The organism is Bradyrhizobium sp. LMG 9283 (assembly GCF_045571415.1).
In the GTDB taxonomy this organism is placed as follows: Bacteria; Pseudomonadota; Alphaproteobacteria; order Rhizobiales; family Xanthobacteraceae; genus Bradyrhizobium.
This window is the reverse complement of the sequence record NZ_CP120691.1, coordinates 3,126,229-3,147,528: the sequence shown is the minus strand read 5'-3', so window position 1 is coordinate 3,147,528 and position 21,300 is coordinate 3,126,229. Positions and strand designations below refer to the sequence as shown.

Sequence of the window (21,300 nt, the reverse complement as noted above, 5' to 3'; positions counted from 1 at the left end):
ATGCTGGGACATGTCGCCTGGAACGGGGCAAGCCGGAGAGATCTTCAATGTACTACGTCGCCGCTGCATTGCTGGTGCTGTCGGGACTGTTCTATTCCGCGAGCCGTCATGAGCTCGGCCAATTCGGAGCAGACGTGTGCAGCTATGGCGGCACCTTCTGCGACAATCCGGTGGTCCTTTTCACCGGCGCGGCGCTGGCCGCCGCCTGGGGCATGTTCGTCAGCGTCAAGTAGGACGCTGGGGCACAGCACCACTTCCATCCGGCATCCACATCCGCCACCGGGCGGGAAGCCTGGCGAACGGCCGTGAATCGTGAATTGCTCGATGATGGCAAGCTACCCCTGTTTTGCCCGACGGAGCAAGCAGACTTGGCATTATCAGAAATTGGCGTCTTGCGTGGCCGGGAACTTTCATTGCCTTGTCGGCATTTGCTATGAGGACACCACCCTGACTGAGGCCCCTTCCATGAGCGACAGCGCCGCGGCCCCCACGAAAACCGCGCCGACGCTGCTGCAACGATTGGGGCCCGGCCTCATCACCGGAGCTGCCGACGACGACCCGTCGGGCATCGCCACCTATTCGCAGGCCGGCGCGCAATTCGGCTATGGTCTGCTGTGGACCGTGTTTCTGACCACGCCGTTCATGATCGCGATCCAGCTCGTCAGCGCGCAGATCGGACGCGTCACCGGCAAGGGGCTGGCTGCCAACGTCATGAAGGTCGCGCCGCGCTGGGCGGTTCTGGCACTGGTCGCCATGCTCGTTACCGCGAACACGTTCAACATCGCCGCCGACATCGCCGCGATGGCCGAGGCCCTCTCGCTCGTCATCGGCGGCCTGAACCACGAGCACGCGCTGATCTTCGCGGCCGGCTCGACCCTGCTCCAGGTGTTCCTGCCCTACCGACGCTATTCGCCTGTATTGAAATTCCTCACCTTGGCGCTGTTCGCCTATGTCGCGACCGCCTTCACCGTCAAGATTCCCTGGAGCACGGCGCTGCTCGCTGCGGTGTGGCCGAAGGCAAATGTCAGCGGCGATTATTTTCTGATGGTGGTGGCCGTGCTCGGCACCACCATCAGTCCCTATCTGTTTTTCTGGCAGGCCTCGCAGGAGGTCGAGGAGCTGAACCAGGGCAAGCGTGACAAGCCGCTTCGCCAGCTCAAGCATGGCGGCAGCCCGGAGCTCGCGCGCATCAGGGCCGACACCATCTCCGGCATGCTGCTCTCCAACGGCATCGCCTTCTTCATCATTCTCACCACGGCGTCGGTCCTGCACGCCAACGGCGTCACCAACATCAGTTCGGCGACGGAAGCGGCTGAAGCGTTGCGGCCGCTCGCCGGAGATTTCACCTTTGCCCTGTTTGCGATCGGCATCATCGGCACGGGCTTGCTCGCCATCCCGGTGCTGGCGGGCTCGGCCGCTTATGGCGTTGCGGAGATCTTCGGATGGCGTGCCACGCTGGAGGCGAAGCCGGACGAAGCGGCCGGCTTCTACACCATCATCGCCGCGGCAACCCTCATCGGCTTCGGCCTCGGCTTCACCGGGATAGACTCGATCCATATGCTGGTGTGGAGTGCGGTGCTCAACGGTATCGTCGCCGTCCCCATCATGGCGATGATGATGCTGATCGTCTCCAGCCGCGCGATCATGGGCCGCTTCAGGGCCCGCTCATGGCTGATCGCGCTCGGCTGGCTCGCCACCGCCCTGATGACGCTGGCCGTTCTCGCTTTGCTGGGTTCGTCGGTGACTGGATAACGCGAACTGCGCATCATTGCCGCGCGCATCCGCCGAAGCCGAGCGGCCGCAGCAGTCGAGAGCGCTACGGCGTCACGGGATTGACGGTCGGGGACGTCTTGGGCCCCGGCCGCACTGGCTCGATCGGCGACTTCGGTTTCGTCGGGAGCACCGTGGCGCCGGCGGCCCGTGCCGCTTCACCCGTGGTCGCGTACATCGCAACATGGGCCGGCTGCGTCTTGGCGCGGCTCCAGGGTCCGTGGTCGACGAGCAGCATTGCCGCAATCGTCACGCCCGCGACGATCAGCGCGATCACGCCGGGATGGCGGAGCGCGGTGGAGATGGAGCTTGCGAAACGACCACTTGTCATCGAAGGATCCGCTATCTTCTCTATCCCAGGTTAATGCGATTACGCCCGGTCAGGTTCCCCGTTTCCATCAAGCAAGTTCCAAGCCAACAGGGCCTTTCCCTATTTGCTGAAACCAAATTCCACGCCGGGAACACGTTTCCGACCGCTGCGCTTTCAGCACACACGCGTCCGCCGCTTCACTCGCCCGGAGTGATTGCGTTGCTCGGCGTCGGCCGGTCGGTGATCTGCTGGCCGAATAGGCTCCCGATCAGCTCGACTGCAGTACGCGCGGTCCGACCACGTTCGTCCAGGAAGGGATTCAGCTCGACGATATCGACCGATCCTACGACGCCGGAATCGTGCAACAGCTCCATGATCAGGTGCGCCTCGCGATAGGTGGCACCACCCGGCACCGTGGTGCCGACACCCGGCGCCACGCAGGGGTCGAGAAAATCTACGTCGAAGCTGACATGCAGCACGCCATTGCTCGCCCTGACCCGCTCGATGACGCGGCGGATCAGGACGGCGACGCCGAACTCGTCGATCTGGCGCATGTCGATGATCCTGATCCGACGCAAGCGCATCAACTCCTTCTCGAGCTTGTCGATCGAACGGGCGCCGAACAGGTCCAGCTTGTCCGGGTTGATCGAAACGCGCGGATCGTCACCCAGCAGGCTGTCGAGCCCGGGCTCGCCGCACAAGAACGCGGCTGCCATGCCGTGCATGTTTGCCGTGATCGTCGTCTCCGGTGTGTTGTAATCGGCGTGGGCATCGAGCCAGAGCACGAAGAGCTCGCGTCCACGTTCCTGCCAATGACGCGCCATCGCATTGACCGATCCCATAGACAGCGTGTGATCGCCGCCCAGGAAGATCGGCAGCGCGCCGGTTGTCGCGATCTCATAACCCTTGCGGCTCAGCACGCGCGTCCAGCGCTGGATTTCGCGGTAGTGATTGGCTTTTTCGGGCGGGCTGTCGGTGAGGTCCGGGACTCCGGCTACGGAAAGATCGCCATAGTCGACGACCTCGAAATCCAAGCTTTCGAGCAGTGTCGTAAGGCCGGCGGTGCGCAGTGCCGCAGGGCCCATCAAGGTGCCGCGCTGCGAGGCCCCCATGTCGATGGGAGCGCCGAGCAAGGCGATGCGCCGGGCTCGATCCGTCATGGTTCGATCGGTCACGGCTGTCTCCTGACATCAGCAAGGTTGACCAAGCCTAACAGAGATTCGCACCCGTCGTTTCCCCCGGGAAGGTCCGCCCCGGCCGAGATATCATCCGGAACAAAATCCCGCGCGCTGAATTGCCCATCCAAGGCCGGCACCCGCCGTCAATCACGGCGCCTGTCGCGGATAGCCAAAGGTCATCAGACCCGCTGTTCAAAACGAGCGCTCGCGCGGATAGCCAAAGGTGTCGGCCCGCTTTGTTTAGGCCTGGAGGTCGCGCCCGTGAGCACGGAGATACCGCAATCCCCCTCCCAACCCGGTGTGGCCGAGCGTGCCATCGACGCAACGACGGATGTCTCCCGCACGATCGGTGAGGTCGCCGGAGGCCTGCGCACAGCTGTCGACCGCCTGACCTCCACAATCGAGGAAGCGCGAAAGCCTGGCGGGGCTCTCGCGACAGTTGCGGCGATCACACGCGAAGCACCGCTGACCAGCTTGTTCGTCGCATTCCTCTTTGGCGTCGCAATAGCGCGCCGGCGGTAGCAGCAAAGCCAGCCTGCTCAGGCCCCGCTGACAGCCTCGAGTTCGGCCGCCAGGAACTGCTTTTCGAATGCCGCGGCAGGCATCGGACGGCCAAAGAAATATCCCTGCCCTTCCTCGCATCCCATGCTGACCAGGAAGTCGGCAGTTGCCTTGTTCTCGATGCCTTCAGCCACGACCGTGAGACCGAGCTGCTTGCTGAGGCCGATCGTCGAGCTGACGATGGCAGCATCGTCGGAATTCGCGAGAAGACCGAATACGAACGATCGGTCGATCTTGAGCCCGTCGAGCGGAAACTTCTTGAGATAACTCAGGCTCGCATAACCGGTACCGAAATCATCGAACAGGATTCGGACGCCGAGCTCCTGAATCCGCTCGAACATGGCGAGCACGCGGCGCTCATCATGGAGCAGGATGTCTTCGGTAACTTCGATTTCGAGAAGCGATGGCGTCAGCCCCGTCGCGCCGAGCAGTGCTGCAACCGAATGCGCGAGATCGCCGGATTGAAGCTGCGAGGGTGAGAGGTTGAGTGCGACGCGCACGTTTTTGCCGGACAATTCCCAGGCTCGCGCCTGACGGCAGGCGGTTTCCATCACCCAGTTCGCGATCCGCTCCGACAGGGCCGAAGTGTGGACCACCGGCATGAACTCTCCGGGCGAGACGTAGCCGCGCACCGGATGTCGCCAGCGAATGAGCGCTTCGGCTCCGACCAGACTGCCGTCGATCAGACGAACCTGCGGCTGGTAGAATAGTTCGAACTCGCCGCGGTCCGCGGCAAGCGCCAGCTCGCTTTCCAGCGTTAGCCGGTTCTCGAGCTCCTGCCTGATCGCGCTTTCGAAGATTACATGGCTGCCGCGCCGGGTCGCTTTCGCGCGGCTCAGCGCCAGATGGCCGTTGCTCAGGAGATCGTCAGCCTTTTGCCCGCCCTCCGGATAGACCGCAACGCCAACGCTGATCCTGACGCGGTGCTGCCGCGTGCCCGTTGCGAGCGGCGCTTCAAATGCGCGCGCGATCCGCTCGGAAAAAGCCGCGATCGGCTCGTCGACGTTCGCGCAATCGATCGCGATGGCAAATTCGTCGCCGCTGAGCCGGGCGACGATCGCCTTATCATTGACTTCGCTCTGGAGACGCTCAGCAACCGCGCGCAGCACGAGGTCGCCGGCCGAGTGTCCGAGCATGTTGTTGATCTCTTGGAAGCCGTCGAGCCCGAGCACGAGCAGGGCGATGCCGGGAGACCGCCGCTCCGCCGCACGAATCAGATCGGTGAGGCCAGCATGCAGCATGCTCCGGTTCGCAAGCCCCGTCAGCGCGTCGTGTTCGGCCAAATATCGAATACGCTCAGCTTCACGTTTGCGGACCGAAATATCGCGCAGGATCGCTCCGTATTGGAAGCCGTCCGTTCCCTGCCAGCCCGAGAAGCTCGCCTCGACCGCGAAAGTTTCCCCGTTCTTGCGCCGGCCCTCGAACTCGACGACGACCGCCCCGCCCGGAACCAGAAGCGCCTGGCGCGCGGCGTCGTGCATGGACGGCATTGCACCGCCGTCCACCGGCAAGGCGCACAACGTTTCGAACGGGCGGCCAATGATCTCGGCCGGCAAATAGCCGAAGATCACGCTCGCGCCGGGATTCCAAACCGTGATCCGGTGATCCTCGTCGGTGCAGACGAGCCCGTCGCCGAGCGACATCGCGATGCGCTGAAAGCGGCTCTCTGCAATGCGTCCGAGCAGACTACGAAAATCGATCTCGTCCAGCGCAATTGCCGTCAGATAGGCGATGAAGGCGATGTGAAACAGCGATGTGTCGATGACGAGGGCCCATCTCGCCTGCACCAGGGCCGCGACCAATTCGAGGCCCATCCCGGCCGCGATGAGGATCGCGACGCGAATTCCTGGTGCGAAGCGGCGCCACGAATACATCATCAGCACGCAGATCACGCCCAGGCCAAGGATCATGCCGATATCGGACGTCCGGCGCAGCATCCGGTTCTGAAGGATCGATTCAGCGGCCAGCGCCTGGAGGACGGGTCCTGAGATGATCTTGCCGTTCGGAACGCTGAATCGGTCTCCGAGCTCGAGCGCCGTCGCACCGACGATGATCTTCTTGTCTTTCAGCTTGCCGAGCGTGGCGGTATCGCCGCGCAGCACGTCGACATAGGAGACAGTGGGAATGGTGGCCGCACGGATACTGAAATCTATCAGAAAGGGCGGCCGCCGATTGGCATCCTGTCCCGCCAGCACGACTGCCATCGAAGGCATGAAGGCGTCGCCGAGCTTCTCGCCGAACGGATAGCGGCGAACGAGCCCGTCGGATTCGACTGCGACATTGACGACGGCCGGCCACGACTGGTTGCTGAACGACTTGAGGGGGCGGTTGACGTGAGCCGGACCACCATTCGGCGTCGGCTGCTTGAAGGACGGCAGGATGGTCGAGCCGCCGACCTCACGAAGCGCATTGACGAAAGCCTCGTCGGATGCCGGATCGGACGGCGTGCTGAAATCGACATCGAAGGCTACGTCCTGCGCTCCCGCCGCGCCGAGCCTGCGCAGCAGCGCTGCGTGCAACCCGCGCGGCCAGGGCCAGACCCCAATCTGGTCGATCGACGGCGCGTCGATCGCCACGACGACGACATTGCCGCTGGCGTCACGTGACTGCCAGGCGAACCGCAGGTCGGTGAGCGCGTTGCGAAGCGAACTATGCCATCCCGTGGACAGCACGATCGCAAGCGCGATCGCAACCAGAATATGTGGCCGATAGCGTCTCACTGATCCTCCCGCGCGCCCGCTCCAGCGGGTGCGCCCCCTCATCCCCTAGCAAACCGCCTCAGTGTCGGTCGCGGCCATGGCGGCCATTGCTGCCGTGACCACCGCCACTCCAATTGCCGTTCCCGTTGTTATTCCAGCCGTTGCCAGTGGCGCCGTTGCTGCCGTTACTATTGATGCCATTGCCGGAGTTGCCATTTCCGCCGGCATTTCCGTTGCCGCCCGAGTTTCCGTTGTTTGCCGCCGCGGCGGCTATTGCGGCGCCTGGATTCGACGAGCCGCTACCGCCAGCCGTTGCGGCACCACTCGTCGTTGCGGGAGTCTCAATCGCGCTGTTGGATGCGGTCGTGCTGGTCTTGTTGTCGCTCCAGACCGTCTCGGCACCCGTGCTGGCATTGGCGTGGCGCACCTGGCCGGGAGCCACGGTACCGTGGGCAAGTCCGCGCGTCACCTTATGGAAGTTCAGCTTGACCTCGCCGAGCGAGCTCGAGATCCGCACGACGCCGGCCTTGGGGACATGACCTCCAGCCGCCTGATGCGATGGCTTCGGCGCGTCGGCCGTCTTGGTCCTCTTGTCGATCGGACCGAGCGCATGGATCGCACCGCCGTGCGCCGCATTACGCGGCGCCGACAACCCTGATTTCGGCACGGGAACGCGCTCGATCGTCGAGGCCCGCGGCTTGCCCTGCTCGATCGGATTGAACATCCCGGCACCACTTAGGCTGATGCCGGATTTGCCGTGCTCAAAGACGCTGGCCGCTTGTCCCGGCATCACCTGCGCAATTTGTCCCGTCTTGAAGTCGGAGACTTCGACCTGGCCGCGGAGCACGCCGACCTTGGTACTGCCCGCTCCCACCGTGACGCTGAATTGCGTTCCCTTGACCACGGCGGCCAGATAGGGCGTCTCGACCTCGAAATGCTTGACGTTGCGCTTCTCGACCTCGAGCAGGATCGAACCTGCCTGCTGGATGATGGTGGTCGAGAGCCCCTCCTTCTTCTCGGCCGGCAAGCCGACCACCGAATTGGGAGAAATCAGAATCGTCTCCTCGCCGCGGACAAGCAGGACGCGTCCGTTGCGCCCGGTACGAATGGTATCGCCCGGTTTCAGCGTCCCTTCCTGGCTCAACGACACCTGCTGGGTGCCGTTCGTTGCAAGCCAGACCTCGCCTGAGGACTTGCTGACGGACCAGACACCGTCATCTGCAGCGAATGCGCTGGAGGTCGTTCCCAGGATCAGCACTGCCAGCAAGGCGCGCCGTATTGCAACTTTGCCGAACATGATGATCCTCAGTCCGCATTTACGGTCAGGCCTGAGGGCTATCCGAAATCACTCAAAATAGGATTATCGGGCAGCCGCGAGCAGCGTGACCGGATTAACCAATCGTTGACCATAAAAAACTATGAAAAATCATGCGACTAACGAACTCTTACCGCCCTCGGGGACAGTCTCCGTCGAACTACGGAGACGGGTTCACTGCGCGTGGTGAGAAACGGCACCTTCTTACCGCGCTGGTGTTGCTGGGCCTCATTTTCACGGGAGCTCCGCAGGCATTCGCGCAGCAGGTGAACCAGCCGGGCTTCGATCCGCGCCAGCCCGAGAAATACTTTGAAAACCAAACCGAGCGGGACTCGCTGAACCGGCCTCCGGTCAAGCTGCCGAGTGTCGACCGGCCCAGCACGGGCGGCGATACCAAGCCGCAGTTCGTGCTGCGCGGGATCAGCGTCATCGGCGCTCACGCCATCTCCCACGATCGCATCGCAGCGGTCTATCAGCCTTATCTCGCCAAGCGGGTTTCGCAGGCGGACCTCGCCGCGATCGCCGGCGCAATCAGCGACCTCTACCGCGAAGCCGGATTCCACTTGAGCCGGGCCATCGTGCCGCCGCAGGACATTGTCGACGGCCGCGTCCGGATCCAGGTCATCGAAGGCGCGATCGTGCAGGCCGAGCTGAAGGGCGACGGCGCCGAGCAGTTCGGCGTAAGACCGATGCTCGGCCCGGTTCTGGCCGAACAACCGTCGCGGCTGGCAACACTCGAACGCCAGCTTTTCCTGATCAACGGCAGGCCGGGCATCCGGATCACCGACACCGCGCTGGAGGAGATCGGCGGCACGACCGGCCGCTTCCGCCTGACCATCTATTTGAAGACCTCGCACGTCTTCTCCTCGTTCGGCCTGGACAATCTCGGATCGTCGTCGGTCGGTCCCTGGCAAACCTACGCCACCGGCGCGCTCAACTCCTATCTCACGCCTGGCGACGCGCTGGCGGTCAACCTGTCGACCATTGTCAACGACCCCCGCGAGCTCGGCTTCGCACGCCTGTCCTATGACGCGCCCGTCGGCGTCGACGGTGTCCGCCTCGGTGCTTCCGTCCTGTACAGCGCGGTCCGGCCGGGTGACGCACGCCGCCTCGACAGCGACATCACCACCACCGAAGCTTTCGAGGTGCGGGCAAGCATCGTGCCCTTCATGTCGCAATCCTCGGGGCTGACGCTTACCGTGGCTGGAACCTTCAGCAACGTGTCCGAGCACGACATCTACGGCCCCTGGTACAACGACCACATCAGGACCGCCAGCCTGACCGCCGACTACCGGCTCCAGGATCACTTCGGAGGCACCAATCTTGCGACGCTGACCTACCGCCAGGGCCTCGATATCTTTGGCGCATCGCATTTCGACGATGATCTGTTATCGCGCGACGGCGCTTCGTCGAACTTCTCGGTGCTGAACGTCTGGTTCACCCGCTACCAGACGCTCAACGACGCCTGGTCGCTCAAGCTCTCAGCTGCGAGCCAGACGGCATCACGGCCATTATTCACCTCGCAGCAATTTTATCTTGGCGGCGCGGCCTTCGGCCGTGGCTATGGCGCAGCCGAGATCAGCGGCGACAACGGCCTTGCCGGCTCGGCCGAACTGCGTTTCGATCAGAAGCTCAATTTCCGCTATTGGTCCGGCTATCAGCTCTACGTCTTCGGCGATGCCGGCGCGGTCTGGAATGACGGTTACCGCCTAAGCGACGGGCTGTCACTGACATCGGCCGGAGCCGGCGTGCGGTTCTTCCTGCCATACGATCTCCAGGCCGATCTCGGCGTGGCGGTCCCCTTGAGCTACCGGGCGCCGGACAACGAGCGCCGCAGCCCACGCTTCCTTTTCACGCTCTCGAGCGCATTCCGGGTCTGCCCGGAACGCGGCAAGGCCGGCTGTCTCTAGCCGCCCTGTCCTTCGGGCCAACGACCCGGTATGCGGCCCTTTCGCGGCCCTGCTCACAGACTTGCCTAAATTTAATCCCGTAACCTGCTCACGATCGCTCGACCGGAGGTTCCCAATGACCATGTTCAGTTAAAAGGTGATTTGAGACAGACCATGAAGAAGGTGTTCGCAATCCTGGCGTTTCTCTGCATCCTCGGCGTCGGGCAGTATTTCGTCGTCAGCCAATTCGCAATCCGCCATGAGACCTTGACCCTCTTCGACACCTCGCGCCAGCGGCCGATCTCGGTCGAGATCGCCGTGCGGCGCGATTATGAGACCAAGGCCAATCTGGGCCTCTGGAAGCTCCCGCTCGCCATCATCAGCAACGGGAACACTGTCAAAGCTACCGAATATTCCTTCCTCGCCAACGTGCTCGCCGCGCGAGGCTATCTGGTTGCTAGCATCCAGCAGGACTTGCCGAGCGATCCGCCGTTGATGACCCATGTCGGTCAGCCATATGTCGGCCGCCGTGAAGTCTACATCCGCTGCGAAGCAAACATTCTCTTCGTGCTGGGCGAACTGAAGAGGCGGCAGGAGAACGTCGAATACGACCACATCACCCTGGTCGGCCATTCGAACGGCGGCGACGTCTCCATGTATGTCGCCCATCAGCACCCCGAGTTGGTGTCGAAGGTGATCACGCTCGACAATCTGCGGGTGCCTTTCGTGCTCAGCGATCATCTGAAGATTCTCTCGTTCCGCTCGAAGGACCCTCATTTCCTGACCGATCCCGGCGTCCTGCCGACGCCGGAACAGGCTAAAGCGCGCGGCATCGACATCGTCCACACCGGCGCGCAGCATACCGAGATGAGCGATCGCGGTCCCGACGCGGTCAAGGAGAAGATTCAGGCGACGCTCGACCGTTTCCTGCGCGACAGTGCCAGCAGCGCGCTGGCCCCGGCCGATACGAAAAGCCCGATGATCATGAATCCCGGCGACTATTAGCCGGGAGCGCTTTGCGGCAGATCAAGGCTACCGAGCCGGCAAGGTAGAAGTGCGGCACAGCGTCGGGGCGACACGTGTCGCACTGTACCGAAAGTCTCGATACGAAAAAGTCTTGATACGAAATGTCTCGATAAAATGTCTTGGCCCGCCCGGAGCAAGGATGCCGGCGTTCGTACGGCATCTCTATCGTTCGGACGATCACGACCTGTCACAAATGCAAATCCCTGCCGGAAGACCGGCAGGGATCAGCAGAAAGGATGACGGACGGCGAATGGAATCATTCGGTGGCCCGTCATGGACCTGCGCAAGCATCGAAGCGCGGATCTCCGTGCCACACAAGATCAATTTGCGGGCACGCTGTACACACGCCGAGAATCAGGACGACTTGCCCTTGCCTGATTGCATGAAACTGCCGGTCATCTGGCGCATGTGATCTCCCGCGCTGGTGAACTGACTGCGCAGGAAATCGGACTGGATTTGCATCGCTTCCTGGAGATCGGTGGCATGCACCAGCTTGCGCGCATGCTCGAAGGCCGACTTCATGTTCTGCTCTGTGAAAGCAAGCGCCTGCTTCGACACCTCAGTCCCCGCGCCCGGAACGGACGACATCGATTTGGTGGCGGCTTCAAAAAACATGCCGAATGCCCTTTCCGCCTGGTCGATCGTCTTTTCGGCCAAATCGCGCAGTTCGGCCGGAACCTCGAGCTTCGGTTCAATCATGGTCGCACTCCTCCCTTTTCCCAACTGAATACCACACTTGCCGGACCGCCTTCCAGCGGCCAGCCTCGGGGAACGACGCCGGCGAGCCAGGCTCTGGCAAGAAAGAAAGGAGACGAATGGGCCCGGCGCGCGGCCGGATCAGGACAAGGGGTGCTCGGGAAGAGCTTCTTCGGTGGCGAGATCTTCGACCAATTTGATCACTTCGAAACGCTGTCGAGGCGCGAGCTTCAGGAACGCGCGGAGCAGGCGCAGACTTTCGACAGTGCTGCTTGTAGGCACACCGAGCTTGAGATGCAGCTCAGCCGCGAAATTGAGGTTTTTCATCTCGCACCTATGACAAGCATCGGCCTTCGTGATCCACTCAAGAACCGAACGCCGCAACAGAACCTATCGCGACGAACTCTCGGCCGGGGGGCCGCCGGGTCGGCACACTGGACGACATCCCAAACGGCGGCCTCCAGGCGGTTGTAGTTATGCCAAGGAACAACCCATCCGGCAAGCCCAACCATGGGTGTAGCGATGCTTCATCTGCATCGCACCACGGCGATTCCGGTTAACAGGAATATCGACCGCCGTCACCCACCTGCGTCAAGAAGCGGCATCAATCACGCACACAGCCCCTGATTGCCGGCAATCGGCGCAGCGTTTCACCTTGTTTCCGATGTGAATGCAGATTGGCGCGCACGAATTGGCGATCTTTCAGCATATGCACGTAATTGTTGAGTCGGATCGCGGCGGTTGCATCGCCAGCATGAAAGTCGATCTTACAGCCGGTCCTGGGGTGGCTGCTCGCGGCAGGATCCATCCGTCTGGATATGATTTCGCCATGAACCGCTGTCCGCGAGCGAGCGACCAAGCCGTTGCGGCACGGCCACGCAGATACGGGCGCCATGGCTGAGGACTCTTTGATTTGGGCGCACGTCAGCACCAAAAGGACGACGGCATGCTTTCTCGCTGCGATCTCATCAAGGGCGCCGCGGTCGCGCTTCTCACCCTTTCGATACAAGGCGCATGGGCCCTGGAGACCAAGATGAACCTGTTCAAGATCGTCACCATCAAGGACGAAATCGTCGTCGGATTGTCGGCGGAGGAGCTTCAGGCGCTCGGCGGCAATGATGCGAGCGCCGTTGCACACGCGCTGGCACAGAAGGGCGATCTCACCGTCTGGCAATACAACGTGCATCGTGGGCCGAACGGCGAATTACGGCAGGCGCCGACCGCAAAAATCGGGCTTCTGGCCAATGCCTCGCTCCGCGTCGAGCCCTACACCACGCCCTACCAGATTGTCCCTCATCCGTAAGCAACGGGCCACGACGCCGGCGGCCAAGGCCGCCAGCGTCGCGCAATCATCTACGCCGGTCCGCACGCGGTGTTCCCGTCTCCGTCGCGAAGCCGTAGACGTGCGCCAGCCGATCCAGGCATTCGCGAAAACGCCGCGCAAAATAATCGTTCCAGCGCTGCGTGCGGACGGCGCGACGCTGCCCCACCTGATCCATGGTCAGACCAAGCACCAGCACGTCGTGCACCAGCGCGGCGCCATCGGTGCCGAGCTCGCGCTCGACCCGGTTCAGCCGCAGCGCCGCCTGTCGCTGGCTCTCGGTGACCGGCTCGCGCGTGCCGGTACCATCGACATATTCGCGGGTCGTATCCACCGCCTGGGGACCCCGCTCCGCTCGCACCCAATCGTTCTGGAAGGCTCGCCCGCCGCGATATTGCGTCTCGTCGATCTGGTGGTGCGCGTGCAGCCGGCCGAGCGGATCACTACGGATCGAGCGGATGGCCAGGATCTTCTCGCCTGGATCGAGCGCGAGCGGATTGTCCACCTCGACCTCCGCCACCTCGGCGTTGAACGGCACCTCCCGCGACCGCCGGTCGTAGATCTGCGCCAATTTGTAGGACTTGTTACGTCGGGCACGAGCCACTCGGATCCTCCTTGGAAGTCTGACGATTGAACGGACGGCTGCACCTTCAGGCGGCCGAGACCAACTTCAGCACGACGGGGCCTGCGACACGGGCGGACCCAGCCTCGGAACGGCGCGTCAGGCGGGCATGCGGCGTGCAATAGCTGGAGCCCGGCTGGCGGGGGTGGCCGCAGAAGGTGATTTCCTCCCCGTCCTTGTCGCCGCCATAGGGATAGCGGCAGTCGGCCGGCTCGAGTTCGACCAGTTGGATCAGGCGCGGCTGGACACCGACGCAACGCAACTTGACCCGCGCTGCAGGCTTCATCGCGGACTTCGGCGGCAGATTCAGGTTCGGCAACGCCGCCCGACGCGGCGAAAGCAGGCTGGGTTCACCTGGCACGATCGACGGACTAGTCATCCATTCCGGCAGGACGAGCCCGAGCCGCTTGGCGCGGCCGACCACCGCGCTGCGCGTGTAAGCCGTTCCAAACCTTGCGTTAATCTGTCTTCCGATCTCTGCATAAGACATGCCTTTGAGAAAATAGTCGCGAAGCGCGTCGGAGTGCTCCGACGGCCAATGGCCCGGTTCCATGCTGCTGTCCTGTGATGCGCCTCCCACCCACGACCGGGAGACGAAACATACATTCCGTTATTCCGAATACATTGTCAACGCAATAATTCTGATATTCATAATTGCATCAATTCCGAATTTCGGATTATAAGAGGCGAGACGGTGCGCAATCGAGGGGAATCACCATGTTGGACGTAGCAATGATCGAGCGGGGCCTGGAGAAGACCGGCAAGAGCAAGGGCGGCCTGGCGGCGGCTATGGGCGTGCGCCCCGGCGCGGTCTCGGAGATCCTCGGGGGCGAGCGCCTGGTGAAGGCCTCGGAGATCATTCCGATCATGGAATATCTCGAGCTCAATCTCGCGCCGATCATGGGCCGCGTCGGAGCCGGCGCGGTGATCGAGCCGGACTATGAACAGGTTCCGCCGGAAGGTCTCGGCGACGTCACGCTGCCCTTCCCTATCATGGAAGAGACGATCGCATTCGAGATCGTGGGCGATTCGATGCTGCCCAAGTACGAAAGCGGCGACGTGATCGTGGTCTACAAGGACCAGCGCCATCCGCTGTCGAGCTTCTACGGCGAAGAGGCGGTGGTCCGGCTCAAGTCCGGCGAGCGCTATCTGAAGACCATCGAGCGGGGAAAATCACCCTCTGTCGTCAATCTCACGAGTTTCAATGCCAAACCGATCGTCGGCGTCAAGCTCGACTGGGTCGGAGAGATCTGCCTGTCCATGCCCAAGGGGCAGCTTGAGCGATTGCGTGCGAAATCGGCGCGCCCTCGCAAAAAGGGCAAGTAAGGGAGCGCACGGCCAGCGACTTCTGATTTACAGAAATAACGGTTTACGAATTTCAGAAATACTCTGCCGCGTTCCCGACCACGGGGCGCGGCAGGATCGTTTTCATGCAATATTTCGTCGTGATGATCGATTATGGACGGCGGGGCCGCGAGGCGGTCGTCGATTCCGAAATCACAAGGCGCGAGGTCATCTCCCGCATCGCCTCGGGCGAATACCAGAACATCTCGTTCATCCACGAAATCGTGGAGAATGCGGTCGAGGACGTGACCGAGGCCATCCTGACCGAGGCCGCCCTGCCCCAAATCCCGCCCGAGGATGTCGACCTGCAGGCAATCGGCCTTGATCACACCCGCGACCTGCGCAAGCACGAGCGGACGTGACGCAGGCCAGATGGCTTGCGTCACGCCCCGGTCGAGCATTAGACCATGAGCACGGTCGATCCCGTGGTCTTGCGCGCAGCGAGATCGGCATGCGCCTTGGCGGCGTCCTTCAGCGGATAGGTCTGGTGCACCTCGATCTTGACCGCGCCGGACTTGACGACGTCAAACAGTTCGTTCGCCATCGCAACCAGATTTTCGCGCTTGGCGGCGTAGGTGAACAGCGTCGGACGCGTGACGTAGAGCGAGCCCTTCTGCGCCAACAGGCCGAGATTGAGCGGCTCCACCGCGCCGGAGGACTGACCGAACAGTGCGGCGACACCGAGCGGCGCGAGGCAATCCAGCGATTTCAGGAACGTGTCCTTGCCGACGGAGTCGTAAACCACCGGCACTTTCTTGCCACCGGTGATCTCGTCGACCCGCTTCACGAAATCTTCCCGGGTATAGATGATCACATGGTCGCAGCCATGCGCCTTGGCGAGCTTCGCCTTCTCGTCGTTGCTGACTGTGCCGATCACGGTCGCGCCAAGATGCTTGGCCCACTGGCTCAAGATCAGGCCGACACCGCCAGCCGCGGCATGAAGCAGAATGGTATCGCCCGCCTTCACCCGATAAGTCTGTCGGATCAGATATTGCGTGGTGAGCCCCTTGAGCATCATCGCCGCCGCGGTCTTGTCATCGACCCCATCGGGCAGCTTCAGCAGACGATCGGCGGGAATCAGCCGCGCCTCCGAATAGGCCCCGAGCGGCGAGGCGCCATAAGCGACACGATCGCCCGGCTTCAGATCGGTGACGCCGGGCCCGACCTCCTCGACGACGCCGGCCGCCTCGCTGCCGAGCCCGCTCGGCAGTTGCGCCGGATAAAGGCCGGAACGGTTATAGATGTCGACGAAATTGAGGCCGACAGCGGTGTGGCGGATGCGCGCTTCGCCGGGTCCAGGCTTGCCGACGCTGACCTCCTCCCAGACTAGGACTTCCGGACCGCCGGTTTTGTGAAAGCGAATGGCATGCGTCATGGGCGTGCTCCCTTATCGTTGAGGTGAGGTCCGAACACCGGATCGGCCTGTCAAATAGGCATTTGGTCCGCCCGTTACAGTACAGAGCCGTAACAAGAATGTCACAGCGACCGACAAACGGTCGTCGTTCCGTCTCTGTTCGAAAGAGTTGATGAGGGCTCCAGAGTAACCGGCAGTACCTTTTGCGCGGGGTTTGATGGTCGCCTGCGAAGGAGAGCCGAGATGCCAGCTTACGTTCAGCATCATCTGGATATCGAGATCGCGCCTGTGATTTGCCCCACCTGCATGGGGTTCCTGCCGATGTATGTGCGCGAGGTCGAGCCGCATTGGAGCCTTGCCAAGATCGACTTCGTCTATGAATGCGCCGATTGCGGCGCCGAGCTTAGACAGACGATCCGCAAGCCGGAGCTGCTGCGGCACTGATCGCGACCAGCGTCCCGCTCAACTATTTGCGCGAAGCGGAAAAAAGCCGTTCGCGCCGGACTGAGGTCTCCCAAACGAGGCTTGTTCTTTGCCGGGAACGCAGGCAGAACAAGCCTCAACCAAGACCTTTGGGAGCGCCCATTCGTGGCAGATCAGAAGGCCTCGACCTCGATCGAGGCAGTGGAGAGCGGCCTCGCCGCGCAAGGTTACATCGCGAGCCGGCAGATCGCGACCGCCGTCTATTTGTCGCAGCAGATCGAGAAGCCGATCCTGGTCGAGGGCCCCGCGGGCGTCGGCAAGACCGAGCTCGCCAAAGCGATCGCGGCTTGGCGCGGCATGAAGATGATCCGCCTGCAATGCTACGAGGGCCTCGATGAGGCCAAGGCGCTCTATGAGTGGAAATACGCCAAGCAGCTTCTCTACACGCAGATCCTCAAGGACAAGCTCGGCGAAGTGCTCGGCGGCGCGCAGACGCTGCACGCCGCGCTCAACCAGCTCCATGATTTCGGCGACGTGTTCTTCTCCAAGGAGTTCGTCGAGCCGCGCCCCCTGCTTCAGGCGCTGGAGCAGCCGAGTGGCTGCGTGCTCTTGATCGACGAGATCGACAAGTCGGACGCGGAATTCGAATCGCTGCTGCTGGAGATCTTGTCCGACTTCCAAGTCACGATCCCCGAGCTTGGAACCGTCTCGGCCATCACGCCGCCGACCGTGATCCTCACCTCCAACAGCGAGCGCGACCTCGGGGACGCCCTGAAGCGGCGCTGCCTGCATCTGCATATCGGCTTCCCCGAGCAGCGGCTGGAGGAGCGCATCGTCGAAAGCCGAGTGCCCGGCATCTCGCAAACGCTGCGCCGACAGATGGTCGGTTTCATCCACGAGATCCGCTCGCTGGATCTGAAGAAGCTGCCGTCGGTCAGCGAGACCATCGACTGGGCACGCGTGCTTGTGCTGCTCCAGGCCGCCGAGCTCGACACCGAGATCGTCAAGGACACGCTCAACGTGCTCCTGAAATACGAAGCCGACATCGAGGCAGCAGCGCCGCAGGTGACGACCTTCATTGCCAAGGCGGCGCGGTCCAACGTCTTCGGTTGACGCCGATGCGCGAGAACCTCCATCGTTTCTTCCGGGCGGCGCGCGGCGTCGGCGTTCACGTCTCGCCTGCCGAAAGCATCGATGCGATGCGAGCAGTCGCGCAGGTCGGCATCTCCGATCGCGCCGTCCTACGCGACGCGCTGCTGCTGACGCTCGCCAAGTCGCAGGAGGAGAAGCTCGCGCTCGACGACTGCTTTGATCTCTTCTTCAGCCAGCCGGAGCCGCGGCAGGACCAACCCGAAGCCGACAACAACGACACTCCGCAGGACGCGAATCAATCGCCTTCCTCCGGCGCAGCCAGCGACGCCGACGAAGGTCGGCCTTCCGAAGGTTTGGGCCCGCTTGCGCAGATGCTGCTATCGCAGGACCGCAATACGATCACAGCCGCCATCGCCTCCGCTTCCGAGGCGGCCTCCCTGTCCGACATCCGTTACTCCACTCAGCGCGGCATCTTTTCCAGCCGCATTCTCAACGCCATGGGCCTCCAGCGCCTGCGCGACGATCTCGATGAGCTGACCGCGACCAACCCGGCACTGGCCGAGCGTCTACGCGCCGCGCTCGACGCCTTGCGCGAAGCCGTGCGCGATACGGTGTCTCAGGGGCTTGCACTCTATGCCCGTGAGGAGGCCGAAAACCTCCGCAACGAGATCCTGCGCAGTGCTCCGCTTGCCCGCATCGAGCGGCGCCAAGTCGCCGAGATGCGCGCCCTCATCCGCCAGATCGCGCGACGCCTGCGCGAGCGCTATTCCAAGCCGCGCAAGCGCCAGCGCCGCGGCCATCTCGACGTTCGCCGCACGCTCCGCCGCAACGCAGCCTGGGGCGGCGTGCCGTTCCTCACGGCATGGAAGCGCAAGCATCGCGACCGGCCGAAGATCGTCGCCCTGTGCGACGTCTCGGGCTCCGTCGCGCAAGTATCCGATTTCTTTCTGCTGCTGATCCACTCGCTGCACGAGGTGGTCGACGATGTCCGCTCCTTCGCCTTCTCCTCGCACCTGATCGAGGTCAGCGAAATCCTGGAATCGAAGTCGCCGGAGGAGGCGATGTCCGAGATCATGTCGAAGGTCGGTTTCGGCTCGTCGGACTACGGCTCTTCGCTGGTCGATTTCGAGAAGGAGTTCATGAGTACACTGACGCCACAGACCACGGTGATCGTGCTCGGCGATGCCCGCAGCAACAATCTCGATCCGCGCGCGGACATTTTGCGCCGGATCTCCGACCGCTCGAAGCGACTGGTCTGGCTCAATCCCGAGGGGCGGCTCGCCTGGGGCTTTGGCGATTCCGAGATGCCGCGCTACGCGACCTTTTGCAGCGTGGTGCGCCAATGCGCCACGGCGCAACAGCTTGAGCGCGCTGTGTCCGACATCGTGGCGACTTATCAGTGAGCAGCAATAACCACCAGCGTCAGGCAGCGTTCAGCTCGGCCGGCGCGAGATTGCACTCCCGAAAGTGATAGGCGATCTCGTCGAGTGCGCGCTGCTCCCACTCCTGAGCCTGCGCGAGCCAGAATACCCGACGCTTCGAATCGAGCGCTGCGCGCTCGCGGCACAAAAATTCCTGATTGCGAATTTCAACCAGCCTGTTCATGCACTCCACTCCTGCCATGTGAAGCCATTCCCCGCAAATCAACGTAACAGAGTCCTGAACCGCTCGCCTGATCATTTCTGTGCATATCGCGACGCGGAATGGGACAGCGATACTTCCCGTGCACTGCGCCAGTTCGCACTGCAACATCAAGCAAAGATCATCAATTAGTGATCGAAAACCGGAACGACGTTCGTGCGTGAACGATCTTAACGCTTGTGGCGCAACGAAGTGAGGCAATTTGTGAAGAGACATTCTAAAGGACGCACCGAATTCCCGACTCATTGTCGTCGCATGGTTTTCATGCGGTGCCGCTAACAGGGCCGCGACTGGACTATCGCTTGAGGCAAAATGAGCAACGACGTTGATTTCGATCTTTCGCCGGACCAATGGGAAGCTCTGCGCACACTTCGCAATTCGACGTCGAGCGGTCGCCTCTCGAAGGCCTACCTGATCGAAAGCCTCGTCAAGCTCGGCCTCGTCGTCGTCAATGACGGCGTGCCGGCGATGACCCCTAGGGGACGCAAGGTGCTCGTGCGCGGATCATGCCGGCTGCTGGATCTCGTGGCATGACACGAAAGCACCACGACTGACGACGGGTCCTGCGGCCTCTCGGCGGCCACGTGATGAATCCCCGCCCCGCGGTGCACCGCTGAAGAGGTGCCGCGCATTCTGGACATGACCGCCTGCGATTCTTTCCGGATCACCGCGACAATCTGGCACGGTTGTTGCTCCTTTTGACGTTCAAGACGCGTCAAATCGGGGAGTCCACCATGTCGACCATTGCCGCGGCACCCGCCGCCGAGCCGAAGCCGCTTTTCACCTCGCTGTTCGTCCAGGTTCTGGCCGCGCTGGTGCTCGGCGTCATCCTGGGGATGGCCGTTCCGGATTTCGCGATCGGGCTCAAGATTCTCAGCGACGCCTTCCTGAAGCTGATCTCGATGATCGTGGCGCCGATCGTATTCTGCGTCGTCGTGCACGGCATTGCCGGCGCCGGCGACCTCAAGAAGGTCGGGCGGGTCGGCGTCAAGGCGCTGGTGTATTTCGAGGTCATGACCACGGTGGCCCTCGTCGTCGGCCTGCTGCTCGCCTATCTCTTCGGCCCCGGCCACGGCATGAACATCGATCCCTCGACGCTGGATGCCAAGGCGCTCAACACCTATGCCGACAACGCCCATAAGCTGTCCGGCGGCGGCATCGGCGCCTTCCTGATGAACGTGATCCCGACCACCTCCTTCGATGCGCTCTCGCGTAACGACGTGCTCCAGGTGCTGTTCTTCGCGGTGCTGTTCGGCGTCGGCCTTGCGCTGGTCGGCGGCGAGAAGGGCGCGCTCATCACCTCCGTCATCGATGCGGCCTCCACCGTGCTGTTCCGCGTCATGGGCCTGATCGTGCGCGTCGCCCCGCTCGGCGTGCTCGGCGCGGTCGCCTACACGGTCGGCAAATACGGCGTCGGCTCGCTGAAGCAACTCGTATCGCTGGTAGTGCTGTTCTACGTCTCGGTCGGCATCTTCGTGCTTGGCGTTCTTGGCGGGGTGATGGCGCTCGCGGGCATCAACATCCTCAAATTCCTCGCCTACCTGCGCGAGGAGCTGACCATCGTGCTCGCGACGGCGTCCTCGGACGCGGTGCTGCCCCAGATCATGAAGAAGCTGGAGCGCATGGGCGTGAAGGATTCGGTCGTCGGTCTCGTCATTCCGACCGGCTATTCATTCAATCTCGATGCCTTCTCGATCTACCTCACACTCGCGGTCGTCTTCATTGCGCAGGCCACCAATACGCCGTTGTCGTTCGGCGACCTGCTGCTGGTGCTCGGCGTGTCGCTCATCACGTCAAAAGGTGCGCATGGCGTGCCGGGCTCGGCCGTCGTGATCCTGGCCGCGACATTGAACGCGGTGCCGAGCATCCCCGCGATCGGCCTCGTGCTGGTGCTGTCGGTCGACTGGTTCATCGGCATGGCCCGCGCGCTCGGCAATCTCGTCGGCAATTGCGTGGCGACGGTTGTGGTCGCGGCCTGGGAAGGCGACCTCGACCGCGCCAAGACGGCCAAGGTGCTGGAGGGCGGCGAGCTGGTCGATGTGACGGCGGGGTAGCGGTT

23 protein-coding genes and 1 pseudogene are annotated in these 21,300 nt (G+C 62.7%); 13 read left to right on the top strand and 11 right to left on the bottom strand.

From position 1 onward, the window contains the following. Positions 1 to 47 precede the first annotated feature (47 nt). Positions 48 to 233 (top strand): hypothetical protein, encoded by a 186-nt coding sequence (locus tag P6U29_RS14605; RefSeq protein ID WP_035676373.1) that lies wholly within the window; start codon positions 48 to 50, stop codon positions 231 to 233. 232 nt (positions 234 to 465) lie between these two features. Next, the gene (locus P6U29_RS14600) at positions 466 to 1,752 is read left to right on the top strand and encodes an NRAMP family divalent metal transporter (protein ID WP_407118223.1); all 1,287 of its coding nucleotides are present in this window, start codon (positions 466 to 468) and stop codon (positions 1,750 to 1,752) included. Between the two features lie 64 nt (positions 1,753 to 1,816). Here P6U29_RS14600 and P6U29_RS14595 read toward each other — a convergent pair whose 3' ends face one another. Together P6U29_RS14595 and rocF are read right to left on the bottom strand one after the other, a co-directional pair. Further along, a complete protein-coding gene (locus P6U29_RS14595) occupies positions 1,817 to 2,101 on the bottom strand; it encodes a hypothetical protein (protein WP_407118222.1) in 285 nt (94 codons plus the stop codon). A 176-nt stretch (positions 2,102 to 2,277) separates the two neighbouring features. Continuing rightward, on the bottom strand, positions 2,278 to 3,255 hold the full coding sequence (gene rocF, locus P6U29_RS14590; RefSeq protein ID WP_407118221.1) for an arginase: 978 nt from the start codon (positions 3,253 to 3,255) through the stop codon (positions 2,278 to 2,280). Positions 3,256 to 3,519: 264 nt separating this feature from the next. Here rocF and P6U29_RS14585 point away from each other — a divergent pair, with 264 nt between their 5' ends. Further along, positions 3,520 to 3,780, top strand: a complete 261-nt coding sequence (locus P6U29_RS14585) for a hypothetical protein (RefSeq protein WP_407118220.1) — start codon at positions 3,520 to 3,522, stop codon at positions 3,778 to 3,780. A gap of 17 nt (positions 3,781 to 3,797) precedes the next feature. Here P6U29_RS14585 and P6U29_RS14580 read toward each other — a convergent pair whose 3' ends face one another. Beyond that, on the bottom strand, positions 3,798 to 6,539 hold the full coding sequence (locus P6U29_RS14580) for an EAL domain-containing protein (protein WP_407118219.1): 2,742 nt from the start codon (positions 6,537 to 6,539) through the stop codon (positions 3,798 to 3,800). Positions 6,540 to 6,597: 58 nt separating this feature from the next. Further along, complete coding sequence (locus tag P6U29_RS14575) at positions 6,598 to 7,815, bottom strand: FecR domain-containing protein (protein WP_407118218.1); 1,218 nt, start codon at positions 7,813 to 7,815, stop codon at positions 6,598 to 6,600. A gap of 131 nt (positions 7,816 to 7,946) precedes the next feature. Between P6U29_RS14575 and P6U29_RS14570 the strand changes: the two genes are divergently transcribed. Next, complete coding sequence (locus tag P6U29_RS14570) at positions 7,947 to 9,743, top strand: ShlB/FhaC/HecB family hemolysin secretion/activation protein (RefSeq protein ID WP_407118217.1); 1,797 nt, start codon at positions 7,947 to 7,949, stop codon at positions 9,741 to 9,743. Between the two features lie 153 nt (positions 9,744 to 9,896). Then, positions 9,897 to 10,400, top strand: a pseudogene (locus tag P6U29_RS14565) (alpha/beta hydrolase); the annotation flags it as partial. Positions 10,401 to 10,627: 227 nt separating this feature from the next. Here P6U29_RS14565 and P6U29_RS14560 read toward each other — a convergent pair. From P6U29_RS14560 to P6U29_RS14550, 3 genes are all read right to left on the bottom strand, one after another. Continuing rightward, the gene (locus P6U29_RS14560; RefSeq protein WP_407119328.1) at positions 10,628 to 10,708 is read right to left on the bottom strand and encodes a hypothetical protein; all 81 of its coding nucleotides are present in this window, start codon (positions 10,706 to 10,708) and stop codon (positions 10,628 to 10,630) included. A 394-nt stretch (positions 10,709 to 11,102) separates the two neighbouring features. Beyond that, positions 11,103 to 11,447: a phasin gene (locus P6U29_RS14555; RefSeq protein ID WP_407118216.1), complete on the bottom strand. Its 345-nt coding sequence runs from the start codon at positions 11,445 to 11,447 to the stop codon at positions 11,103 to 11,105. A gap of 138 nt (positions 11,448 to 11,585) precedes the next feature. After that, positions 11,586 to 11,771, bottom strand: a complete 186-nt coding sequence (locus tag P6U29_RS14550) for a hypothetical protein (RefSeq protein WP_407118215.1) — start codon at positions 11,769 to 11,771, stop codon at positions 11,586 to 11,588. A gap of 619 nt (positions 11,772 to 12,390) precedes the next feature. Here P6U29_RS14550 and P6U29_RS14545 point away from each other — a divergent pair. Beyond that, positions 12,391 to 12,747 carry a hypothetical protein gene (locus tag P6U29_RS14545; RefSeq protein WP_407118214.1) on the top strand — a complete coding sequence of 119 codons (357 nt, stop codon included), beginning with the start codon at positions 12,391 to 12,393 and terminating at the stop codon, positions 12,745 to 12,747. A gap of 46 nt (positions 12,748 to 12,793) precedes the next feature. On the opposite strand, the gene P6U29_RS14540 is transcribed toward P6U29_RS14545, so the two are convergent. Together P6U29_RS14540 and P6U29_RS14535 are read right to left on the bottom strand one after the other, a co-directional pair. After that, positions 12,794 to 13,369, bottom strand: coding sequence for a hypothetical protein (locus tag P6U29_RS14540; RefSeq protein ID WP_407118213.1), 576 nt, complete (start codon positions 13,367 to 13,369; stop codon positions 12,794 to 12,796). 46 nt (positions 13,370 to 13,415) lie between these two features. Beyond that, the gene (locus tag P6U29_RS14535) at positions 13,416 to 13,940 is read right to left on the bottom strand and encodes a GcrA family cell cycle regulator (protein WP_407118212.1); all 525 of its coding nucleotides are present in this window, start codon (positions 13,938 to 13,940) and stop codon (positions 13,416 to 13,418) included. Between the two features lie 164 nt (positions 13,941 to 14,104). Between P6U29_RS14535 and P6U29_RS14530 the strand changes: the two genes are divergently transcribed. Next, on the top strand, positions 14,105 to 14,713 hold the full coding sequence (locus P6U29_RS14530; protein ID WP_407118211.1) for a helix-turn-helix transcriptional regulator: 609 nt from the start codon (positions 14,105 to 14,107) through the stop codon (positions 14,711 to 14,713). A 104-nt stretch (positions 14,714 to 14,817) separates the two neighbouring features. Next, positions 14,818 to 15,093: a hypothetical protein gene (locus tag P6U29_RS14525; RefSeq protein ID WP_407118210.1), complete on the top strand. Its 276-nt coding sequence runs from the start codon at positions 14,818 to 14,820 to the stop codon at positions 15,091 to 15,093. A gap of 38 nt (positions 15,094 to 15,131) precedes the next feature. Here P6U29_RS14525 and P6U29_RS14520 read toward each other — a convergent pair whose 3' ends face one another. Then, positions 15,132 to 16,106: a quinone oxidoreductase family protein gene (locus tag P6U29_RS14520; protein ID WP_407118209.1), complete on the bottom strand. Its 975-nt coding sequence runs from the start codon at positions 16,104 to 16,106 to the stop codon at positions 15,132 to 15,134. 222 nt (positions 16,107 to 16,328) lie between these two features. Between P6U29_RS14520 and P6U29_RS14515 the strand changes: the two genes are divergently transcribed. The 3 genes from P6U29_RS14515 to P6U29_RS14505 all read left to right on the top strand — a co-directional run bounded on the left by P6U29_RS14515 (position 16,329) and on the right by P6U29_RS14505 (position 19,003). Next, complete coding sequence (locus P6U29_RS14515) at positions 16,329 to 16,529, top strand: hypothetical protein (protein WP_407118208.1); 201 nt, start codon at positions 16,329 to 16,331, stop codon at positions 16,527 to 16,529. Positions 16,530 to 16,673: 144 nt separating this feature from the next. Continuing rightward, positions 16,674 to 17,621, top strand: coding sequence for an AAA family ATPase (locus P6U29_RS14510; RefSeq protein ID WP_407118207.1), 948 nt, complete (start codon positions 16,674 to 16,676; stop codon positions 17,619 to 17,621). Between the two features lie 5 nt (positions 17,622 to 17,626). After that, entirely contained in the window at positions 17,627 to 19,003 is a 1,377-nt protein-coding gene (locus P6U29_RS14505) for a vWA domain-containing protein (protein WP_407118206.1), read from the top strand. Positions 19,004 to 19,022: 19 nt separating this feature from the next. Here the strand turns inward: P6U29_RS14505 and P6U29_RS14500 are convergent, their stop codons facing one another. Beyond that, positions 19,023 to 19,205, bottom strand: coding sequence for a hypothetical protein (locus tag P6U29_RS14500; protein WP_407118205.1), 183 nt, complete (start codon positions 19,203 to 19,205; stop codon positions 19,023 to 19,025). Between the two features lie 348 nt (positions 19,206 to 19,553). On the opposite strand from P6U29_RS14500, the gene P6U29_RS14495 reads away from it, so the two are divergent. Both P6U29_RS14495 and P6U29_RS14490 read left to right on the top strand, forming a co-directional pair. Beyond that, positions 19,554 to 19,775 carry a hypothetical protein gene (locus P6U29_RS14495; protein WP_407118204.1) on the top strand — a complete coding sequence of 74 codons (222 nt, stop codon included), beginning with the start codon at positions 19,554 to 19,556 and terminating at the stop codon, positions 19,773 to 19,775. 200 nt (positions 19,776 to 19,975) lie between these two features. Further along, entirely contained in the window at positions 19,976 to 21,295 is a 1,320-nt protein-coding gene (locus P6U29_RS14490; RefSeq protein ID WP_407118203.1) for a dicarboxylate/amino acid:cation symporter, read from the top strand. Positions 21,296 to 21,300 lie beyond the last annotated feature (5 nt).